The sequence below is a fragment of the Actinomyces minihominis genome (genome assembly GCF_900187855.1).
Lineage (GTDB): Bacteria > Actinomycetota > Actinomycetes > Actinomycetales > Actinomycetaceae > Scrofimicrobium > Scrofimicrobium minihominis.
In genome coordinates this window covers 58,621-75,899 of sequence record NZ_FYEG01000007.1, presented here as the reverse complement: position 1 = coordinate 75,899, position 17,279 = coordinate 58,621, and the positions used below count along the sequence as shown (strand labels likewise).

13 protein-coding genes are annotated in these 17,279 nt (G+C 58.5%); 8 read left to right on the top strand and 5 right to left on the bottom strand.

Going from position 1 to position 17,279, the window contains the following annotated elements:
- Positions 1–3 precede the first annotated feature (3 nt).
- From CS903_RS07665 to CS903_RS07630, 8 genes are all read left to right on the top strand, one after another.
- Positions 4–1,326 carry an alpha/beta fold hydrolase gene (locus CS903_RS07665; RefSeq protein ID WP_242491804.1) on the top strand — a complete coding sequence of 441 codons (1,323 nt, stop codon included), beginning with the start codon at positions 4–6 and terminating at the stop codon, positions 1,324–1,326.
- Positions 1,327–1,494: 168 nt separating this feature from the next.
- Positions 1,495–2,478 (top strand): class 1b ribonucleoside-diphosphate reductase subunit beta, encoded by a 984-nt coding sequence (gene nrdF / locus CS903_RS07660; protein WP_099332988.1) that lies wholly within the window; start codon positions 1,495–1,497, stop codon positions 2,476–2,478.
- A 245-nt stretch (positions 2,479–2,723) separates the two neighbouring features.
- Positions 2,724–2,933, top strand: coding sequence for a helix-turn-helix domain-containing protein (locus CS903_RS07655; protein WP_099332963.1), 210 nt, complete (start codon positions 2,724–2,726; stop codon positions 2,931–2,933).
- A 276-nt stretch (positions 2,934–3,209) separates the two neighbouring features.
- Entirely contained in the window at positions 3,210–4,262 is a 1,053-nt protein-coding gene (locus CS903_RS07650; protein ID WP_099332962.1) for a type IV toxin-antitoxin system AbiEi family antitoxin domain-containing protein, read from the top strand.
- Positions 4,228–4,968 carry a nucleotidyl transferase AbiEii/AbiGii toxin family protein gene (locus CS903_RS07645; RefSeq protein WP_164996715.1) on the top strand — a complete coding sequence of 247 codons (741 nt, stop codon included), beginning with the start codon at positions 4,228–4,230 and terminating at the stop codon, positions 4,966–4,968. The genes CS903_RS07650 and CS903_RS07645 overlap by 35 nt, the downstream gene beginning before the upstream one ends.
- Before the next feature lie 1,738 nt (positions 4,969–6,706).
- Positions 6,707–7,471 carry a hypothetical protein gene (locus CS903_RS07640; RefSeq protein WP_099332960.1) on the top strand — a complete coding sequence of 255 codons (765 nt, stop codon included), beginning with the start codon at positions 6,707–6,709 and terminating at the stop codon, positions 7,469–7,471.
- A complete protein-coding gene (locus CS903_RS07635; RefSeq protein ID WP_129587633.1) occupies positions 7,472–8,671 on the top strand; it encodes a peptidoglycan-binding domain-containing protein in 1,200 nt (399 codons plus the stop codon).
- On the top strand, positions 8,671–10,617 hold the full coding sequence (locus CS903_RS07630; protein WP_099332958.1) for an ABC transporter ATP-binding protein/permease: 1,947 nt from the start codon (positions 8,671–8,673) through the stop codon (positions 10,615–10,617). Before CS903_RS07635 ends, CS903_RS07630 begins: the two co-directional genes overlap by 1 nt.
- A gap of 18 nt (positions 10,618–10,635) precedes the next feature.
- Here CS903_RS07630 and CS903_RS07625 read toward each other — a convergent pair whose 3' ends face one another.
- The 5 genes from CS903_RS07625 to CS903_RS07605 form a co-directional block, all read right to left on the bottom strand.
- On the bottom strand, positions 10,636–11,331 hold the full coding sequence (locus CS903_RS07625) for a response regulator transcription factor (RefSeq protein WP_164996714.1): 696 nt from the start codon (positions 11,329–11,331) through the stop codon (positions 10,636–10,638).
- A 14-nt stretch (positions 11,332–11,345) separates the two neighbouring features.
- Positions 11,346–12,584, bottom strand: coding sequence for a histidine kinase (locus tag CS903_RS07620; protein ID WP_129587631.1), 1,239 nt, complete (start codon positions 12,582–12,584; stop codon positions 11,346–11,348).
- 120 nt (positions 12,585–12,704) lie between these two features.
- Positions 12,705–13,223: a DsbA family oxidoreductase gene (locus CS903_RS07615; RefSeq protein ID WP_099332955.1), complete on the bottom strand. Its 519-nt coding sequence runs from the start codon at positions 13,221–13,223 to the stop codon at positions 12,705–12,707.
- 194 nt (positions 13,224–13,417) lie between these two features.
- A complete protein-coding gene (locus CS903_RS07610; protein WP_099332987.1) occupies positions 13,418–14,377 on the bottom strand; it encodes a DUF1214 domain-containing protein in 960 nt (319 codons plus the stop codon).
- A 160-nt stretch (positions 14,378–14,537) separates the two neighbouring features.
- Positions 14,538–17,267, bottom strand: a complete 2,730-nt coding sequence (locus CS903_RS07605) for a Swt1 family HEPN domain-containing protein (protein ID WP_099332954.1) — start codon at positions 17,265–17,267, stop codon at positions 14,538–14,540.
- Positions 17,268–17,279: the final 12 nt, after the last annotated feature.

Sequence of the window (17,279 nt, the reverse complement as noted above, 5' to 3'; positions counted from 1 at the left end):
CCCATGGCTGAAACATCTTTGCGCACGACCTCATATGTCCAACACGGCTGCCAGGTCCATGAGCACCGGCTTGACGTTCCACTGGATCCCACCGGGCAGCACTACCCGGGACGAACCATTGAGGTGTTTGCCCGCCAGGTCATAGCGCCCGGTGGTGCGGACAGGCCCCTGCTGGTGTTTCTGCAGGGTGGCCCGGGGGGTGCGGGACCCCGAGTGGGAGATTTCCGGGACGGTTGGATTGGTGAGGCGCTGAAGGACTACCGTGTCCTCCTGCTGGACCAGCGCGGTACGGGCCAGTCGACACCCCTGTCTTCCGACGTGGTGATGGTCGAGGACGATCCGGCCCTTTTCACCTCCCTTTTTCTGCAGAACCAGATCATCGCCGACGCCGAAGCGTTCCGTGAGGAGTTGGCGGATGGTGCCAAGTGGTCCACATTGGGACAGTCCTACGGTGGTTTCCTCACCCTGGGTTACCTGTCGCAGCACCCGGAAGCTCTGCGTGAGTCTCTCTTTACGGGCGGGCTGCCCGGCCTCGTCAATATCGATGACATCTACCGGCAGACCTACCCGCTGACAGCTGCACGCAACCAGGTCTACTTCGAGCGCTACCGGGATGACCAGCAGGTGATTCGTGAGGTCGCAGCGCATCTGCTTGATACGGAAGAGTTCCTGCCCACCGGCGAACGCCTCACCCCCACCCGGATGCGGTCGATCGGGTCGATGCTGGGTGGGGCCATGAACACGGACCTGCTGCACTACCTGTGGGAGGGACCGTTTGAGATGCGCGGGGGCAGGCGCCGGCTCACCAGCCGTTTCCTAGCGGAGATTGGCGGGCACCTCTCCTCTGCTCTGGCCCCCCTCTACTGGGTGCTGCAGGAAGCCATCTATGGGCAAACCACCGTCGCGGCCTCGGGGCACGGTACCCGCTGGTCGGCGCAGCGTCTGGCGGCAGAGTTCGACGGCTTCCACCTGGATGCCGACCCCCTGGATCTGTCCAGCCCCTGGTACCTGACGGGTGAGCACCTCTTCACCGAACTCATTGCCGATGACCCCGCCACAGCCGCCCTCCTTCCGGTGACGGAGGCCCTGGCGGAAAAGACGGATTGGCAAAAGACCTACGACCTCGACGTCCTCGGCAGCATTGATGTTCCGAAGGCCGCCCTCATCTACGACGACGATATGTTTGTGCCCGTCCAGCTTTCCAAGCAGACCGCGGCCCTGATGCCCAACACCCGCACCTGGGTCACCAATCGCATGGAACACGATGGTTTGCGCGCTAATGGCAGCGCAGTCTTCCGGGGTTTGAAAGAGATCCTGACGGATTAGTACGAATGTGGCGCTGAGCTGGCCGAACTCAGTACCGCAGTAAAGTTCCTGGTGAGCAGTTAGTCAGTACTCCGGTATCGGTCAGACTTAGGTCCCGGCTAGGCTGGCAGTTAGAAGTTGGTCAACTACAGAGGAGTCACGGTGGTGCCTGAAGAGCATAAAGCCCCGCTGGGGGTCGGTAGCGAAACAGTTGATGGTCACGCGGTTTTCGAGGCTATCAACTGGAACAAGATTGAGGACGAGAAGGACCTTGAGGTCTGGGACCGTCTTACGGGTAACTTCTGGTTGCCAGAGAAGATTCCCCTGTCCAACGACATTCCTTCGTGGGGGACCTTGACGCCTGAGGAGCAGAACACCTTCAGCAACGTGTTCACCAACCTCACCCTGCTTGACACCGTGCAGGGCACAGTCGGTGCCGTCAGCTTGATCCCCGATGCCGTGACCCAGCACGAAGAGGCGGTTTACACGAACATCGCCTTTATGGAGTCGGTGCACGCTAAGTCTTACAGTTCGATCTTCTCGACGCTGCTGAACACAGAGGACATTAACAAGACCTTCCGCTGGGCTAAGGAAAACACCCAGGTGCAGAAGAAGGCGCAGATCATTAACTCCTTCTACGTGGCGGATGACCCGGAGAAGAAGAAGATCGCCTCGGTCATGCTTGAGTCGTTCATGTTCTACTCGGGCTTTTACTACTCCCTCTACTGGGCGTCACACGGCAAGCTAACCAACTCGGCGGACATCATTCGCCTGATCATTCGTGATGAGGCCGTTCACGGTTACTACATCGGCTATAAGTTCCAGGTGGCCTTCAACCAGGCCAGTGAGGAACGCCAGGACGAGCTGCGCTCCTTCACCCTGGACCTCTTGATGGAGCTGTTCGACAACGAAGAGAAGTTCACCGAGGATCTTTACGACCCGGTTGGTCTGACTGAGGACGTCAAGAAGTTCCTGCGTTACAACGCCAACAAGGCCCTGATGAACCTGGGTTTCGACGCGCTGTTCCCGCCGGATACAACCGAGGTCAACCCGGCAATCCTGGCTCAGCTAGCCCCCGATGCTAACGAGACCCACGACTTCTTCTCCGGCTCTGGCTCTTCCTATGTCATCGGAGAGATCGAGGATACCGAGGACGAGGACTGGGACTTCTAGAAGTTTCTTGAAGCGCCCCGGCTGAAAAGCCTGGTCAAAGGCCCGGATCCGCGAAATCTCGCGGGTTCGGGCCTTTTTCGTGCTCTCTGTTCGATGACAGAGGAGGACAGAAAGGACCAGGAATGCCCATTCGGAGTGGCACGCGGATGGCACGAACGTCCATCGGCGTCCGTTCGAGTCCACGGGGGAGGATAGCTTCGGACACCTGTGATGTGAGATCAACTCGCTGACCGGGAGGTACCACCATGACTGTTCGCGCACGATCAAGCCGCGAAGGCGCAAGCCTCGTCTCGCTCGCCGAGGCTGCTGCCGCTCTTGGCGTATCGGTGAAAACGATTCGGCGCAGGATCGCCGACGGCACGGTGCATGGGTATCGCGTCGGCAGACTCATTCGAGTCGACATGGAAGAGCTGTGCTGCAACCTCGTCGTGGAGATACCAACCGTGCGTAGGTAGCCGAGTCACCCCTCCACCTACGTGCCTCAAACAGCTAGACCCCTGATCTTCACTACTGCAGGGGGGCTTCAGCATACTCTTCTGCTCTCGGGCGATCCGGCAGGCCTGGGAGATGCTCGTTACCAACACTTAGGTGCTTATCTGTTGGTAACCAGGCGCTTTGCTCAAAGTCCCTTGACGAAAGCCGGGTTTCTCTGCCTTGAGACTGCTAGCGTGGATTGTGTTTCTGTAGTGTTTTAGCTTGGTTTGTATCGCTATTGTAGATACAATCCAAGCATGAAGGCGGGTGATGCGCTGCGTGTGCTTGCGGAGGTGACCGCGTCCCAATGGGGCATGGTGACTGCTGCTCAAGCAGCTGCGCTTGGTGTTGATCGTCTGACGCTTGCTCGGCTAGCTGATTCGGGGCACCTGGAACGTCTGGCGCATGGGGTGTATCGCGATGCGGGTGCGCCGAGTGATCAGTTCGAGGATCTGCGTGCGGTATGGCTCAGCACCGAGCCGAAACTTCGCGCTGAAGAGCGAATCCGAGATGCGGCCGATGGTGTTGTCGTCGCGAGTTCATCAGCGGCGATGCTCCACGGCGTCGGCGATCTGTGGGCAAATCGACACGAGTTTGTTGTGCCAAAACGGCGTCAGACGCAACGCGCGGGGATTCGCTATCGAAAGCGCGATCTTGTCAAAAGCGATGTTGCGATCGTTGAAGGTCTTCCCGCGATGAGCCTTGAGCGAACCCTCGCTGATCTGCTGGATGATGTGGGCGACATGAGCCTTGTTGCTGATGCGCTGAGTGCTGCAGTGGCAAAGCGAACAATGGATTTTGCCCGGCTGAGAGATCTGCTCGCCCCGCTAGCCGACCGGAACGGTTTCAAACGGCACGACGGTAACGCGGTACTGAATCGCCTGCTGGAAATCGCGGGGCTTGACCGGGACTCGGTTGCCCGTAGGATCCCGGCAGACTCAGCGCTTGGCTCAAAGATTCTGGAGAACTATCTGAAGACTGCTGGTGCCTCAATCGTGATGCCAGATATGAGTGAGCTTTCGCGGCGGATCGCGCAGCTCATTCCCGCTGACCTCGTGCAAAAGAGCATTCCTGCCGACTTTGGACAGAAGATAGCGGAGACGCTTAAGCCGCATCTTGCTGTTTACGAAAAAACGTGGGGACCTCTCCTCGAGGATATCTCGCGGAACACTGCCAAAACCTACACTCCTTCTATTGATCCCTCGTTCCTCGAGAGGCTTTCGAATCAATGGGAGAACAAGCCGGGGCCGCATCAAGTCAATCCCAGTTCAGATGATGAAATCAGGGCCCTTCGGAAGGACGACGAATGACAGGCGAGCAGGAGCCGTATCCGACGGCGCGTGGGGTGGAATCCGCCATCAAAGAAGCCGCAAAGAAGGTCGCGCAGGCCGACCCCTCGCTGGACGTGAACAGCGCATCCAGCTGGAGTACTTCAATCGCTTTCTGAGTCGAATCTTCTCAGAAGGCGATGACTCTGAGTGGGTACTCAAGGGCGGTGCGGGAATGCTTGCGAGGATACCCTCCACCCGCTCGACGCTTGACATCGATCTGTATAGAAGGGGCTTCCCTCTTGAACAGGCACTTGATGACCTGCGTCGACTGGCTTCAATCGACTTGGGTGACCACTTCAGATTTGAGTACGCCGATCATGAGTCTTCGATCGAAGCTGATTCCCAGCCCTACACCGATGGTTATCGTGTCGTCTTCACCGTTTTCATCGGTGTCGTGAAGAAGGGGGTTGTGAAGATCGACCTCGCCGTTGGTGCGGGTATGACGGGTGCCGTGCAATCCTCGCTCCCGGTGACTGCGCTGGCGTTGCCTAGGTTGGCGAGCAATCGATACCGACTGTATCCAGTGGTCGATCAGATCGCAGACAAAGTGTGCGCCACCATGTCTGATTACGACGGCCGTCCGTCTAGCCGTGAGAAGGACCTCGTCGACATTATTGTGTTCGCAGTTACTCAAGACATTGATGGTGCGGCATTGAATCTGTTGACGTTAGCCCTTCCGGGATAGAGGCAGCGATTCGAGCTGAGGACGGCGAGATGGAACACCAGGAACAACCTCAAGGCAATCAAGTGCGAGAACAGATCCGCGAAGTAGCATAAAGACAAGTAGAAGAAATGGCCCGAGCTGGTGGACACCTCAGTGATCTTGGCGCCCGACTCGAAACACTGAGCGAACAACTTGAAGAAGTTACACGCCAATACAAAGAAGCCTGGACCAGCGCCACCAAAAGCGGATGGACCCCAAGCCAACTACGCTCCTTCGGTCTCAAACCCCCAACCAAAACCAGAGGTCGAAGCACGGCGCGCAAGACTGCCTCAAGAACTACTAAACCGGCCACCCCAACCGCCAACAACGAGCTGGCCTAACAAACACATCCCACTTACAAACAAGTGCACAGGTCGGTCGGGTGGTGACACCAGAAAGTGTCACCACAAGAACCCTCGCCAGCGCACGGCGAAGATGCAGAAGGAAATGGCGCAGAGAAGTTTGAAATAGAACTGGGCTAGCAGCACCGGTGGTGTGTGAACACAAAGTGGTTCACACACCACCGACGTGCGCGTGCCTTCACAGTCCTGCCCCAACGTGATTGCGAAGCCAACACGGCGCATGCGTCCATGGACGTATGAACGAACACTACAATCTACACCCGACACGGATTTCAAACCGTCTCCCAAGTGATCTTCGACGCGTGGACTGTATGGGACCAAATCATCGCCGCGATGATCCAAGACGGCCGAATCAAAGCGACCTGCGGAGCAAACCTTTGGTTATGCGACCACGCGTCGTTGCTCGAACCAAACGAACTGCGCTACCTCATTGACGTAGCGCAAGCAGTCAACGGATAGTGGCCGCCACTATCCGTGCCTTCGTTTCTTCCTCCACACACGAACGTGATGTGCGTGGAAGAACCTGTCCTCGTGCACCATTTGTGGGAACGGAAAGAGACCCCCACAATCTCGGGTTTCCACACTTGTGTGCGAGGACCAACGCGAAGCGAAACAACGAACGGGAGCGCGAGGGGAAAACCCCTCGCACAAAACTGTCCCACGACCAACATGGTCGCGGGACAAAACGTTTCGAGTCCCGGGGGCTCTAGTCAGGTGCGACGGACCAACCACGCGGTCGCGGCAGCCGTAGAGCGAATCGGTAAAGGATAGAGCTAAGTATCCGCGGGACAAGCGCGTTGCCGACATCGGACAGAGTAGGGGTGGGCGCGGCTGCGGTCATCGAGGCTCAGATGATCGCAGCCGCGTCGTTCACGCCATCTCTGGTTCTGCGCTGCAAGCTGGTTACGCGTTCCGAGAACGTACACTCAGACTGGCTGCGGTCACTTGCTGTCGGGGAGATTTTCGCACTGCATCAGCGGAATTCAAGCAGGTAGATTGGCGAGCACGTGCGGTGACGCAAAGAGTTGCAGATCGAGCTCCCCGGAGGAAGCTGACATTTGTCACTTATTGTTGGTGACAGCAGCGCGTAGCCTTGCGATCGGTTTTCAAATTCATGGAACCGATTTATCGCCACTCCTGTGAGGGAGAACAACGATGTTCAAACGAAATAGAGTCGTCAATGCCGGCGCGCGGACGATTTGGAATGATTCCATACGTTCAGCAAGATTTGTTAGCTAGTGACCAGCAGGGTGACGCCGTTTGCGACCAGATTGGTACTAGCGCTGGGAGTCTTGGGAGTGGCGGTAGGCTGTTCTTCCGGCGCTAGTGCTGATGCAGTGGCGGAGGTTCTGAGAGGTGTGGAGAGGGACCAATCTTCGTGGTCCCTCCCATCTGACCTTTACACGCGACCGGAGGTTGGCCTCGAGTATGCGGCACAGGACCTGTTGATTCGCGATTGTCTTCGGGAGCGAGGCATTGAAGGGCCGCCGGTGAGGGCGTACAACGCTGACGCTCCTCGCCCTGCCACTAGTAATGAGGTTGGCCGCAGACTATTCGACGGGGGGATTGCGGTTCGGTTCGGTTACAGCGAGGAGGTCGACCCGCGCATAGACTGGGGCACGTACCAAGCGCTACAGGAGAGTGACTTCTGGAATGACCCGCAAAACGATGAGGCGTACTTGGAGTGTGTCGACGTGGCCTCCCAGTACGAAGGGGTGGGCTTTTCCGAGGCGACGGGCGGGGAATTCGCGGTTAGTGACTTCATGGAAGCACACGAGATTCAGGAGGCAGCCCAGCGGTGGCGCGAATGTATGGCCCCACTTGGAGTTGCTGACTTGAGTGACCCGTACGCGTTCCCCACGGTGGAGCTCCTTTCACGGTGGGGTTACCAGGCCGATACTGCGCCGTGGATCCAAGCGGCGCCTTCCGAGGATGAAATTCGCGTAGCGGAGTTTGATGCGGCTTGCCGTGAGAGTTCAGGGTGGGCTGAAACGGTGTACGAGGCGGCGTGGGAAGCGGAGGAAGAGTATTTGGCTAAGCATTTCAACGAGCTTGAAGCGTTGCGGGCTAAGTATGGTGAGCAAAGAGAAACGTACCTTCGCATTATTGAGGAGTACAGCTAGGTGAGCGAGCCGTCGGGATCGCGGAGCGCCCCGACGCTCCAGCGCACGTCCTCTGGTCGTAGGCGCGCGTGGATTTGGACCGGGGTGTGTTTCGGTGCCATCGCGCTGGTGGTGGGGACCTGGCTGTTGGCGACTCGATTCCAGTCGCCAGCGCAGCAGGAGGCTGCTGCGACCCCACCAGAACCGGGGCCAGTTGTCGTCGAAGTGACTCGGGGGGATTTGGTTAACCGAACTACCGTGATGGCCGCCGCTGTCCGTGAAAGTGTCCAGGGGACTGATTTGCCTCTAGGGGCGAATACCAGTGTAGTGACTGCCGCCGCGGCGCAAATAGGGCAGCAACTGATGCCGGGTGACGTGGTGGTGTGGGTGAATGACCGGCCGATCTTCGCTCTTGAAGGCGTGTTCCCTTTGTACCGAAGCATGGTGGAAGGCGACAGCGGGAAGGACGTAGAAATCCTTCAGTCGGCATTGAGTGCCCGTGGATACGGTGTCGTTGTTGATGGTCAGTTCGGTGCCGCCACGACTTCGGCACTGACCGAGCTGTACCGGTCGGTGGGCCGAAGTGTTCCGACAACAGTCGAGGCATCGGAAGAGGTTACTGAAGACGAAGCTGAGCCAGGGCCTGCTCGTGTTTTGGTTACTGCTCCGATGGATGACTTTGTCGTCTTCCGGGCCCTCCCGCGAAATCTGGTGAGCATCCCAGCGGTTGGTACGGTGCTGACGGATGAGAATGCGGTCGTGGATGTTGCCGGAGAACAGAGTGTGCTCTCGACCCAGGTTCCTGGACGAATCAGTGCCGGACTAGAACCGGGCCTTCCCGGGGTGGCGCGGCTGGGTGGTGCAGAGTTGAATGTCAAAGTCGAAACCCTACACACCGGCAGTGTCAGCGAGCAAGCGGAAGGGGAGCAGAACACCACGGTCACCCTGAGCCCGGCGGGAGGAGAGTTGCCCGCCGATTGGGTTGGGCACGAGGACATCGTGGTTGAGTTGGATCTTCAGCCTCCTTTGATGGATGTGTTGCTTGTCCCCGCCCGCGCGATTGCGACCGACTCCCTAGGTACTTCGAATGTCCTACTTGAACAGGGGGCGGGGAGCTTCGAGGTGGTGCCGGTGGTAGAGCTCGAATGCATCGCCGGGATGTGCGCAATTGAAGACGGATCAGGCGTGGTTGCAGGTTCTCGGCTTCGTGTGGACCGCTAGTGCCTGCCTTACGCCTAGTCGGAGTTAGCCGCACCTATCCCTCGGCCGTCCCGGTACACGCACTGAAAGACGTTTCGCTCCGGGTGGAGCAGGGCGAATATGTTGCGATAGAAGGCCCGTCGGGTTCTGGAAAATCGACCTTGCTGAACCAGATTGCGCTGCTCGACAAACCCACGAGCGGGCAATATTTTATTGATGACCGCGAGGTCGGTGAGCTTTCCGACGTCAAGCGAGCACGTCTTAGATCCGACAATTTCTCCTTCGTTTTCCAGGCTTTCCATCTGTTGGATTCTCGCACCGTATTGGACAACGTGGCCATGGGTACCCTGTATCGGGGTCTGACAGGTGAGCGTCGGGGCGAACTGGCGGCCGAGGCGCTTGAAATTGTGGGCCTTTCCCACAAGGCGCAGGAGCTGGCCGCCAACCTTTCGGGTGGGGAGAAACAGCGCGTGGCCATTGCCAGAGCTATCTCTGCCGGAACCCCCGTGGTTGTGGCCGACGAGCCTACCGGCAACCTCGACACGAAGAACTCCGGGCTTGTGATGGACACTTTGGATGAACTGGCTGCCAGAGGAACGACCGTCCTGGTTGTCACGCATGATCCGAAAGTTGCGGAGCGTGCTGACCGACGAGTGCGGGTAACAGATGGAGTTTTGACAGAAAACGGTTCGCCGCCCGGGCCGGCCTTAGATCGTGTTGGCCGGTCTTGGTCTTCGAAGGTCGCGCCGGGGCGTGCTTCGTTGGTTCGGTTCCGAGATGGGGTCGCGGATGCTTGGCGCGGGCTTTGGGCTAAACCGCGGCGTACCGTGGGGCTGATTGCTTCAGTGACGGTGGCCGTGGCACTTGCCCTCACCACAATTGGTTTGGGACAGACTGCTCAATCGCAGGTATCCGATATTTTCGATGCACGGCGAAATCAGCGAGTTTCCATGGTCTCCACTAGTTTTGGTGAGGCGGGTCCCGCTTCCGGTGAACAGATACTGCAAGACCAGGCCTTGTCGGTCGACGCTCTCGACAGACTAGAGGACCTCAGCGGCGTTGAAGCCGCGTCTTTACTGGTCACATATCCAGATGTCTACGTGTCGAGCTCCCCGCAACTTCTAGCAGGAGAAAGCCAAATTTCTGCCCAACTCATAGGAGCGGTCGAGGGCTCGCTCCCAACACAGATTTTCGAAGTTGACACCGGAGGCGGACCGCCAAGAGATGAATTGTCCGCAGGGGAAGTAATGGTTGGATCGGCCCTGGCTGCCCAACTCGAGCTAGGCCCCCTTGCCGCCTCGCCCAGCCTGTGGCTCGATGGAGCTCCCTATTCGGTAGCTGGGGTGCTAACGGATGCCGGACTGAATCCAGCATTACTCAACGCAGTGGTAACCAACAACGACGACGGCGCGGAGATCTTGCATGGGCCGGCCCAGTACGCGAACGTTGAAATCTGGGTGACACCTGGGGCGGCTCAGCAGGTTGCTTTACAGGCCCCCATCGCTTGGATCCCCGCAGACCCCGAGTCGGTGACGGTCGAGGCACCCCCGGACCCAGCCAACTTTAGGGAGGAAATAGAGGCCAGTGTCACCAATGTCTTGATTGCCCTAGCCGCAGTGGCACTCCTAGCAGCCACGCTGTCGCTAGCCAGCGCTATGAGCGCAGCCGTGCAGGAGAGAACCGGAGAATTCGGACTTCGGCGCGCGATCGGAGCAAGACGCAAACACGTAGCCTTTCTGGTCTTTGGAGAATCCTTCATAGTCGGCCTAATCGGTGGAGTCATGGGTGCATACGCAAGCCTTATGACCGTCCTGCTGATCACGCTGGCCCGCCATTGGCAGCCAGTCTTTGATCCTCGGCTACTGGTGCTGGGCGTCTTAGGCGGGATTCTCGTTGGACTGATCGGAGGGGGCGTGGCTACGCGCCGTGCCAGCCGGATCCAGCCGTCAGCCGCGCTCCGCGCCTGAACTTCGGTGACTGTGCGGTCATGTACGTTGGTTGCCGTTGTCTGGTGGCGCGTAGCCGGCCCTCAGAGCTCGCACCGCGACCTGAGTGCGCCGCTCACATCCCATGCGAGAAAGTACCTCGGAGACATAGTTTCGAGTCGTTCCCTCCGAAAGGCCGAGTGTCTTTGAAATCGTCCGGTTCGATGATCCCTCGACCAGAAGATTCAAAACCTCTACCAGCCGTTCTGGTAGTGCTGCAACCGCTTCGGAGAACGCCCGATCCTTGTCGGAAATTTCAGTTTGGCGTCGATACGCATCCGCCAGGAGCCGCACTGGCTCAGCGGCCATCACTGTTTCTCCAGCGAGTACTCGGCGGATTCCTGCGCACAGTTCGGAAATCGGCACATCCTTCGTTAGGAACCCTCTTGCTCCGGCAGCCAGCGCCTGGGCCAGTGAGTCCCGCTCCTCAAACGCCGTGAGCATGATTATCGCGATCTTTGGGAAACGCTCAGCGATGCGTCGAGCGGCGGACAAGCCATCAAGGTAGGGCATATCGACATCTAGCAGCACAACGTCCACTCGACGCACACGCAGCTGGTTTAGCAGATCAACTCCGTTAGCGGCCGTCAGCACAACCTCGATGTCGGGCTCAGAACCCAGCAGCCGCACCAGCCCGGGCAGGAGCTCGGGGTCATCGTCGGCAACTGCGACACGTATCTTCTTGGGTCCACACACGTTGAGTCCGCTCCTCACTGGGCCCGACTGGACATGCCCTCTTCGGACGCCGTAGTCCGCTCACTGACCGGGCCGTGTTCCAGCCGGGCAAAGCTCACCGCCAACAGCCACTTGTCCCCGACTGGGCCCGCCAGCAGCCTTCCGCCCGTGGTCTCGATCCGGCTGCGAAGATTCGCAAGGCCGAATCCGCCCGCAAGCTCCGGCTGGCAAAGACGATCCGGCTCCGTGAGACTGCTAAGGGTGAGCTCAAGATGCCCGGACTCGTCCGCCTCGATATTCAGCTCGGAAATACTGTTTTCCCGGCCATACTTCAGCACGTTCAACGAACCTTCCTGGACTGCCAGCTCGATGGCTTCGAGCTGTTCGGGACTAGCGGCTAAGTCCGTGACCTCTGGCAGCGTCGACGCGAGGACTATCTTCCGTCCTGCGAGCATTCTCTGACACGTATCGATGGTCGACCTTAGGTTGGGTGCCGCGGTCTTGTTGGAAGGAGCCTCCATTAGTCGGCGCAGATTCTTCAGTGATTGTCTCGCAAGGTATTCGATCTTGTTGAGGCTATCGGTGGCTGAATCGCCGACTGACTCGGTGGTCGCGTTCTGGCATGCAACCAGCAACCGAACAAGGTCGCGTGCGACGGTGTCGTGCAGCCCCCTCGATAGCCGGACCCTTACACTGGCCTCGGCCTCCTCAATTTCCTTCCGAGTTGAAACCACCTCTGCTTGGAGCTCACCAACACGAGATCGGTACCACAGTGCCGCAGCACCGATGATGATAGAACACATCGTCAGGAACCCAGTTTCGATGAGCGTCGAAGCAGTTAGAGGACCGGGACGTCTCGCGTAGTGCGTTCCTTCCACGGCGAGCCATGCGATCAGCGCGGCCAAATACCAGCGACGTGATATCCAGTCGGCCACCACGATGTAGAGGCCAAGGTATGGGAGAACGACACCGCTCCAAACAATCCCTTCGGCGACTGCGATCACAAGATAGAGCAGACCACCGAATCGGGGCCAGACCGCAAAAGCGATAAGCCCGGCGGTCAGCGCCAAAGCAAAGAAAAAGTCCTCCAACGAAGGCACTCGCGACAAAGACCAGTCAGAGACAAACTCAAAGAGGAGCAGCCCAAGAGCGGCTCCAGCAAAAATCAACGAACGCTTCAAACCCCGCCGTAGCTCCGAGCGGACGCCCAGAGACGGTCCCGTAGCCTTCTTCGAAACTATGGACACCACGGTAACATCGGAAATTTCTCGCACAAGGGATCATTGAACGTGGTCGGCGACGATCGTGGAGCATCCCCGCCCCCTTGCACCCCACTAGTTGCCACACTACTGCCCGCAGCGAGGGCAAGACAAACTGCGCCTCTTAGGATCGATCTACGCAAGTCCACTTTCCCTTTCATCCACGGTACTGTCATAATATTGGAGAGACGGACATATTGTCTCGTCCTCCTTGCTAGTGAAGTTCGCCGCGGAGCGGAAGATGTGACTCGGTTCTTGCGGCACCAACACCTCGATCCGGTGCATACGCCTGGCCGGACGAGACTCTGTATCCGCTACCACCACGGATCCGAGACAGAAGCTAGAACATGTTGCTTCGTGGGCACTCCTCGTTGAGTGGCGTGCGCCGACCGTCCTACTGTTGTCTTGTGCGCAGCGGAAGCGAAGTGGGGCAGCCATCTGCTCGACCTGTTCGATCGGGAGTCCCCGCTGGGCCATCATGTACTCGGTGAAGTTCACGGACTCACCTTCGGGCAGATCATCAATCAGTCGGAATGAACGATGGGCAAAGTCCACCTCGTCTTCACGGCCGAAGCGTCGTAGTGCTTCGTTCATTCGTTCGTTTGCGATGCCGCACCAGGAACAGACAATGTCTTCCCACAGTTCAATCTTCAAGTCAGATTTCTTTCTTTCAATCGTTTGAAGAAAGACTAGCCCAGACCCTCTTTGACCGAGATCGCGCGGTCGAGCACGCCCTTGCAAGCTATAAGCCTGGTGAACTAGCAACACTTCGCACACTTCTGTGGCGGATCACCACCGCGGAGTCAGCCATCAAAGATGCTGCTAAGCGAGCAGCAGTAGTTTACCCCTCATTTGACAGCAACCGGGGAATCGATGGTTGGGAAAGTCCAGGTTCCGTCCAGCACTTCGGGACGAGGACGGTAGAGCCGCACCAGATAGTTCCACCCCTCCATGATGGGCAGGGTGTTGGGTTTGCGCGGGTCGCCACCAAATCTCACCGTGATGGTGCCATCCTCATTCGGCACCCCGGTGATGTTGTTGATGCTGTATGCGCCGGCCTCATTCTCGGCGAAATAGCCTTCGGCGTTGTACAGCGAGATGGACCAAAACCCATCAACGGGCACGTCACCCACGGTCAAGGTGTACTCACCGACGGGAAGTTGGGGGTCGACGTTGATGTAGTAGGCCTCAGTCTCTGGCAGGCCGCCCCATCCGGAGGCTGTGCCCAGCAGGTGGCGGATCGGGTCGACCTCACCCTTCTTCCCGAATGTTCTCTCCACTCCGCCCAGGCCCTTCGCCAGTTCGAGGACGGCATTGCGGGTGGTTGCGAATGATTCTTCGTCGTAGTCCATCAGTTTGAACTGTCCACCCGCATGAGAGGTGAGTGCTAACTGGTCTTGCAGGGCATTGACCTCGGCGACATCCGCCGGATCCTCGGGATCCACCAGCACCCGCGCTGCAGCAAGGACGAAGTCACTGCCGAGCTGATCTGCACTAAGTTCATAGGTTCCCGCCGCGTGCAGAATCTGGTTGATGTAGTGATCCTCATTCACCAACATGACCGAGAAGTACCGGTCACCCGCATCGGGAATCGTGATTGTCGCCCCCTGTGAAACATCAATGATTGCCGAGCTATAGAGCGTGTCCCGGTTCATGCGGATGATGGTCTGCTGGTCGATCGGGGTGGGGGTGCGGTTGTGGGACCAGACATTGGATCCCCCTGCTGTCGCGGTGATGCCCGCGAACATGCGAGCAGTCTCAACCTTGGCGAAGTTTTCGAACGTCACGCGGTTTGCTTGATCAGCCATGGAAACCCTTTCTGCAGAGCGGCCTCCAGCATTGATCTGTGGCCTGATCGACATTATCCCCCCAAGGCCTGGGCCTTTTGGGTAACGTTTCTACTCCATCCACAGGTTGACAATACGAGTCAGGACCTTGCTGTGAGGCGGTAGGGTGTCTGAGGCCGCTTCAGTCGCTGGGAGTATGCTCCTCCAGTAGGTCGAGACCTTTCCTCAGATGTGCCCGCACGCCCTCCGTGCGCCGCTTGCAACCGAAGACTTCTAGAACCGCCAGTTCGAAACCGTCTTCATCCATGTCTTCGTTGCTGTCGAGGACGAACCGCGCTGCATTGCGGATTTCCACGGGGCTGATGGACACGAAGTCCCTCTGGGCCTCTGGCGGGCTGGGACGGAACTGCTCCCAGTTCTCCGGATCGATACCCTCCGGCCAGACGAAGTCATCCGCATCGAGGAGAAGGTTGGCAGCCTTAATCTCTTTCTCCAGCCTCTTCTTGCGGTCGGAGTGAAGCCTTTGAAAACCAAACTCTTTGCCCGTTAGGGTGAGAAGCCGGTTGAGAGATACCGGTCCTTCGACTTCGGCAATCTGCTCTGCGACACCACGGACCTTCTCTTTGATGGTGGTGCGCCACAGGCTGTCGAGAAGGACCGGGTCATGCAGGCCGAGGGTCTGCCACGGTTCGTACTCCAGGTGGGTCTGCCCGAGAATGGGAGCATCAATTTCAGACGTGTCGAAGAGGGTGCTCTGGGGCAGATCGATTGCAAGCATGTCGTGTGTTGCGACTGGTAGCGCCTGCTGTCCTTCCGCTGCGGCCGGTCTGGTTGCCACCAGCGCGGGCGCGACCTCTTCAACCGGTGGCACGTTAACCTCAGTCAGAATATCCATCGGTTGGAAGGCCCACAGTTTCTCAGCGACCTGCTCGCGCATCGCCAACGCCTGTAGGGAACCATCGGAATCATTGAGTAGTTTTAGCAACTGGACGATGAGGTCGTGCACGCGGAACCCGTCCTCATCTTCGAGTTCACGATAGTGAGCCGAGTCGTTGCGGAGGATCCGAAGCTGCTGGGCGATCGACGAAACGGATCGGCTGCGATCAACTTCGAAGGGGAACCCATGGGCACCGAGACGCTGGGTCAGCATGGCGAGCTGGGCCGCGGGATCCTTGCGATTGTAGGTTTTGAAGCTTCGTCCAGCTTTATCGTCCAGCGCAACGAGAACATCGGTCCATTCAATCTGACCGACTAGGGGCGTCATGGTTCTTTGAATGATCGGGTCAAGTCGCACCGCAAGTAGATCTAGGCCACGTCGTACCTCAGCAATGGCATCAACGTTTCGTTGGCGTGGTTGGCGCAGGCTAGGTTGCTCCTCTTCGGCGGGCGAAGGTGTCGGGGTCACCTGGGAAACCTTGGCCTCTAGGGAAGAGAGGTTGTAACCGTTACTTCCTGAAGTTTCTACGGCCGAAGGTGCGGTTGCTGGCACCTGTCCCGCAACGCTTGCTTGGCGAAGTGAGGCGAGCTCGGTAAGGGCTTCGTGGCGTTCTTCGTGGGCGGCCTCCAGTTGGGCATGAAGAGACTCGACCTCTTCACCCAGTTCTGCAATCCTCACCTCAAGGGCATCTCGGTCAGCTTCAGCTTGCGAAAGGAACTTCTCGTGCACCGCAATTTCCTGCCGGTCGTGCACAATGCGAAGGTCAAGCGCCTTGAGATCCTCTTCGATTGACCCCTCGGTGACGGAGCCTTCGTCACGTCCCAGCCAGCGTGACACAAGGTTGTAGAAGTTTCTCCAGAACCCGCCGACCTCCTTATCTCGGGCATGGTGCTCACTGCGACGGGGAAACTTGTGGATCGGAGTCGGCAACAGTGTCGCCGTCATGGCGGTGCTGCCCCCTGATGACGCAGCGCCCTGGGAAGCCTGCTGTACAAGGCCTTCAACACTCTCCTCAACCTGAAGAGAGACGAGGGAGCGGCGTTCCTCTTTCCCCAGCAGCGACATGCCGCGTCGAACCGTAGGGGGAATGGGGGCGTCAAGGAGAAGCTGGCGGGGCAGGACTGCGAAGCGGGCACTCGCTAGATCCGTGGGAAGACCGCGGTCGTTGAGTGCCTCAGCGACTTCAGCGGCATCAAGGACGGGGTGGCGACGAACGTCAGGGTTTTCAAAGTTAACGCGCGGGGCGATGGTGCGAATGTTTCCGAGTTTGGTCCGCAGGCCCTCCGGTAGAGCTTCGTTCAGTTCCTCAACCGCATTGGCTGCCACCACGAAGACCGCGGCAGTTCCAACGGTGTCCTTGGTGAGTTCGCCGACGATGACGCGCCACTTCTCGTCAACCTCGGGTGCCAGTGAGGTTGCTAGGACGACAGCGACCTGGCGGTCAGGATCGGCAATCGCTTCGACGAGTTCTTCAACATCCTGGTTACGGATGGTTCGAGGACGACCCTGCAGGCGGGTCCGCCCGTCAAACACCCGGCGATCATCGAGTATCTGCCCGACAATGCGCGGGGGATTGATTCTATGAGTGGAAGCTTCGCCGACGTTTCGTGCCATCTCAATCACGAAAGAAACGCCGTGCTCACCCCTTACACTTCGATCCGACAGGGCTGATACGGTGACGCGGTACTCGCCCTCATCTGCAGGATCCGTAATCCGGTAGCGCACCGCACAGTCACCGCTTCGTTCGTCCTCGAATGAGAAGAAGTTGATCTTGGTACCGCCGGGGAGAGAGGTCGGCGCACGCCCGTCCCAACGGTCGAGGGCGTTACGGGCCACCCCCTTCTTCCGGGTGGCGAGCCAGTCCCGGACGAAAGCATCAGCCACGGAGGCAACTGTTTCACCCCCGTTCAGGCCAAAGCGGAACACACTTCGATAAGCGTCATGAAACTTCGACTCTGAATCTTTGACCGACACGGGGTGGACTCC

Excerpts from the sequence above, each read along its gene's own strand:
- CS903_RS07665 (WP_242491804.1), top strand. The coding sequence starts at position 4 with ATGGCTGAAACATCTTTGCGCACGACCTCATATGTCCAACACGGCTGC.
- CS903_RS07655 (WP_099332963.1), top strand. The coding sequence starts at position 2,724 with ATGACTGTTCGCGCACGATCAAGCCGCGAAGGCGCAAGCCTCGTCTCG.
- CS903_RS07650 (WP_099332962.1), top strand. The coding sequence starts at position 3,210 with ATGAAGGCGGGTGATGCGCTGCGTGTGCTTGCGGAGGTGACCGCGTCC.
- CS903_RS07645 (WP_164996715.1), top strand. The coding sequence starts at position 4,228 with ATGAAATCAGGGCCCTTCGGAAGGACGACGAATGACAGGCGAGCAGGA.
- CS903_RS07610 (WP_099332987.1), bottom strand. The coding sequence starts at position 14,377 with ATGGCTGATCAAGCAAACCGCGTGACGTTCGAAAACTTCGCCAAGGTT.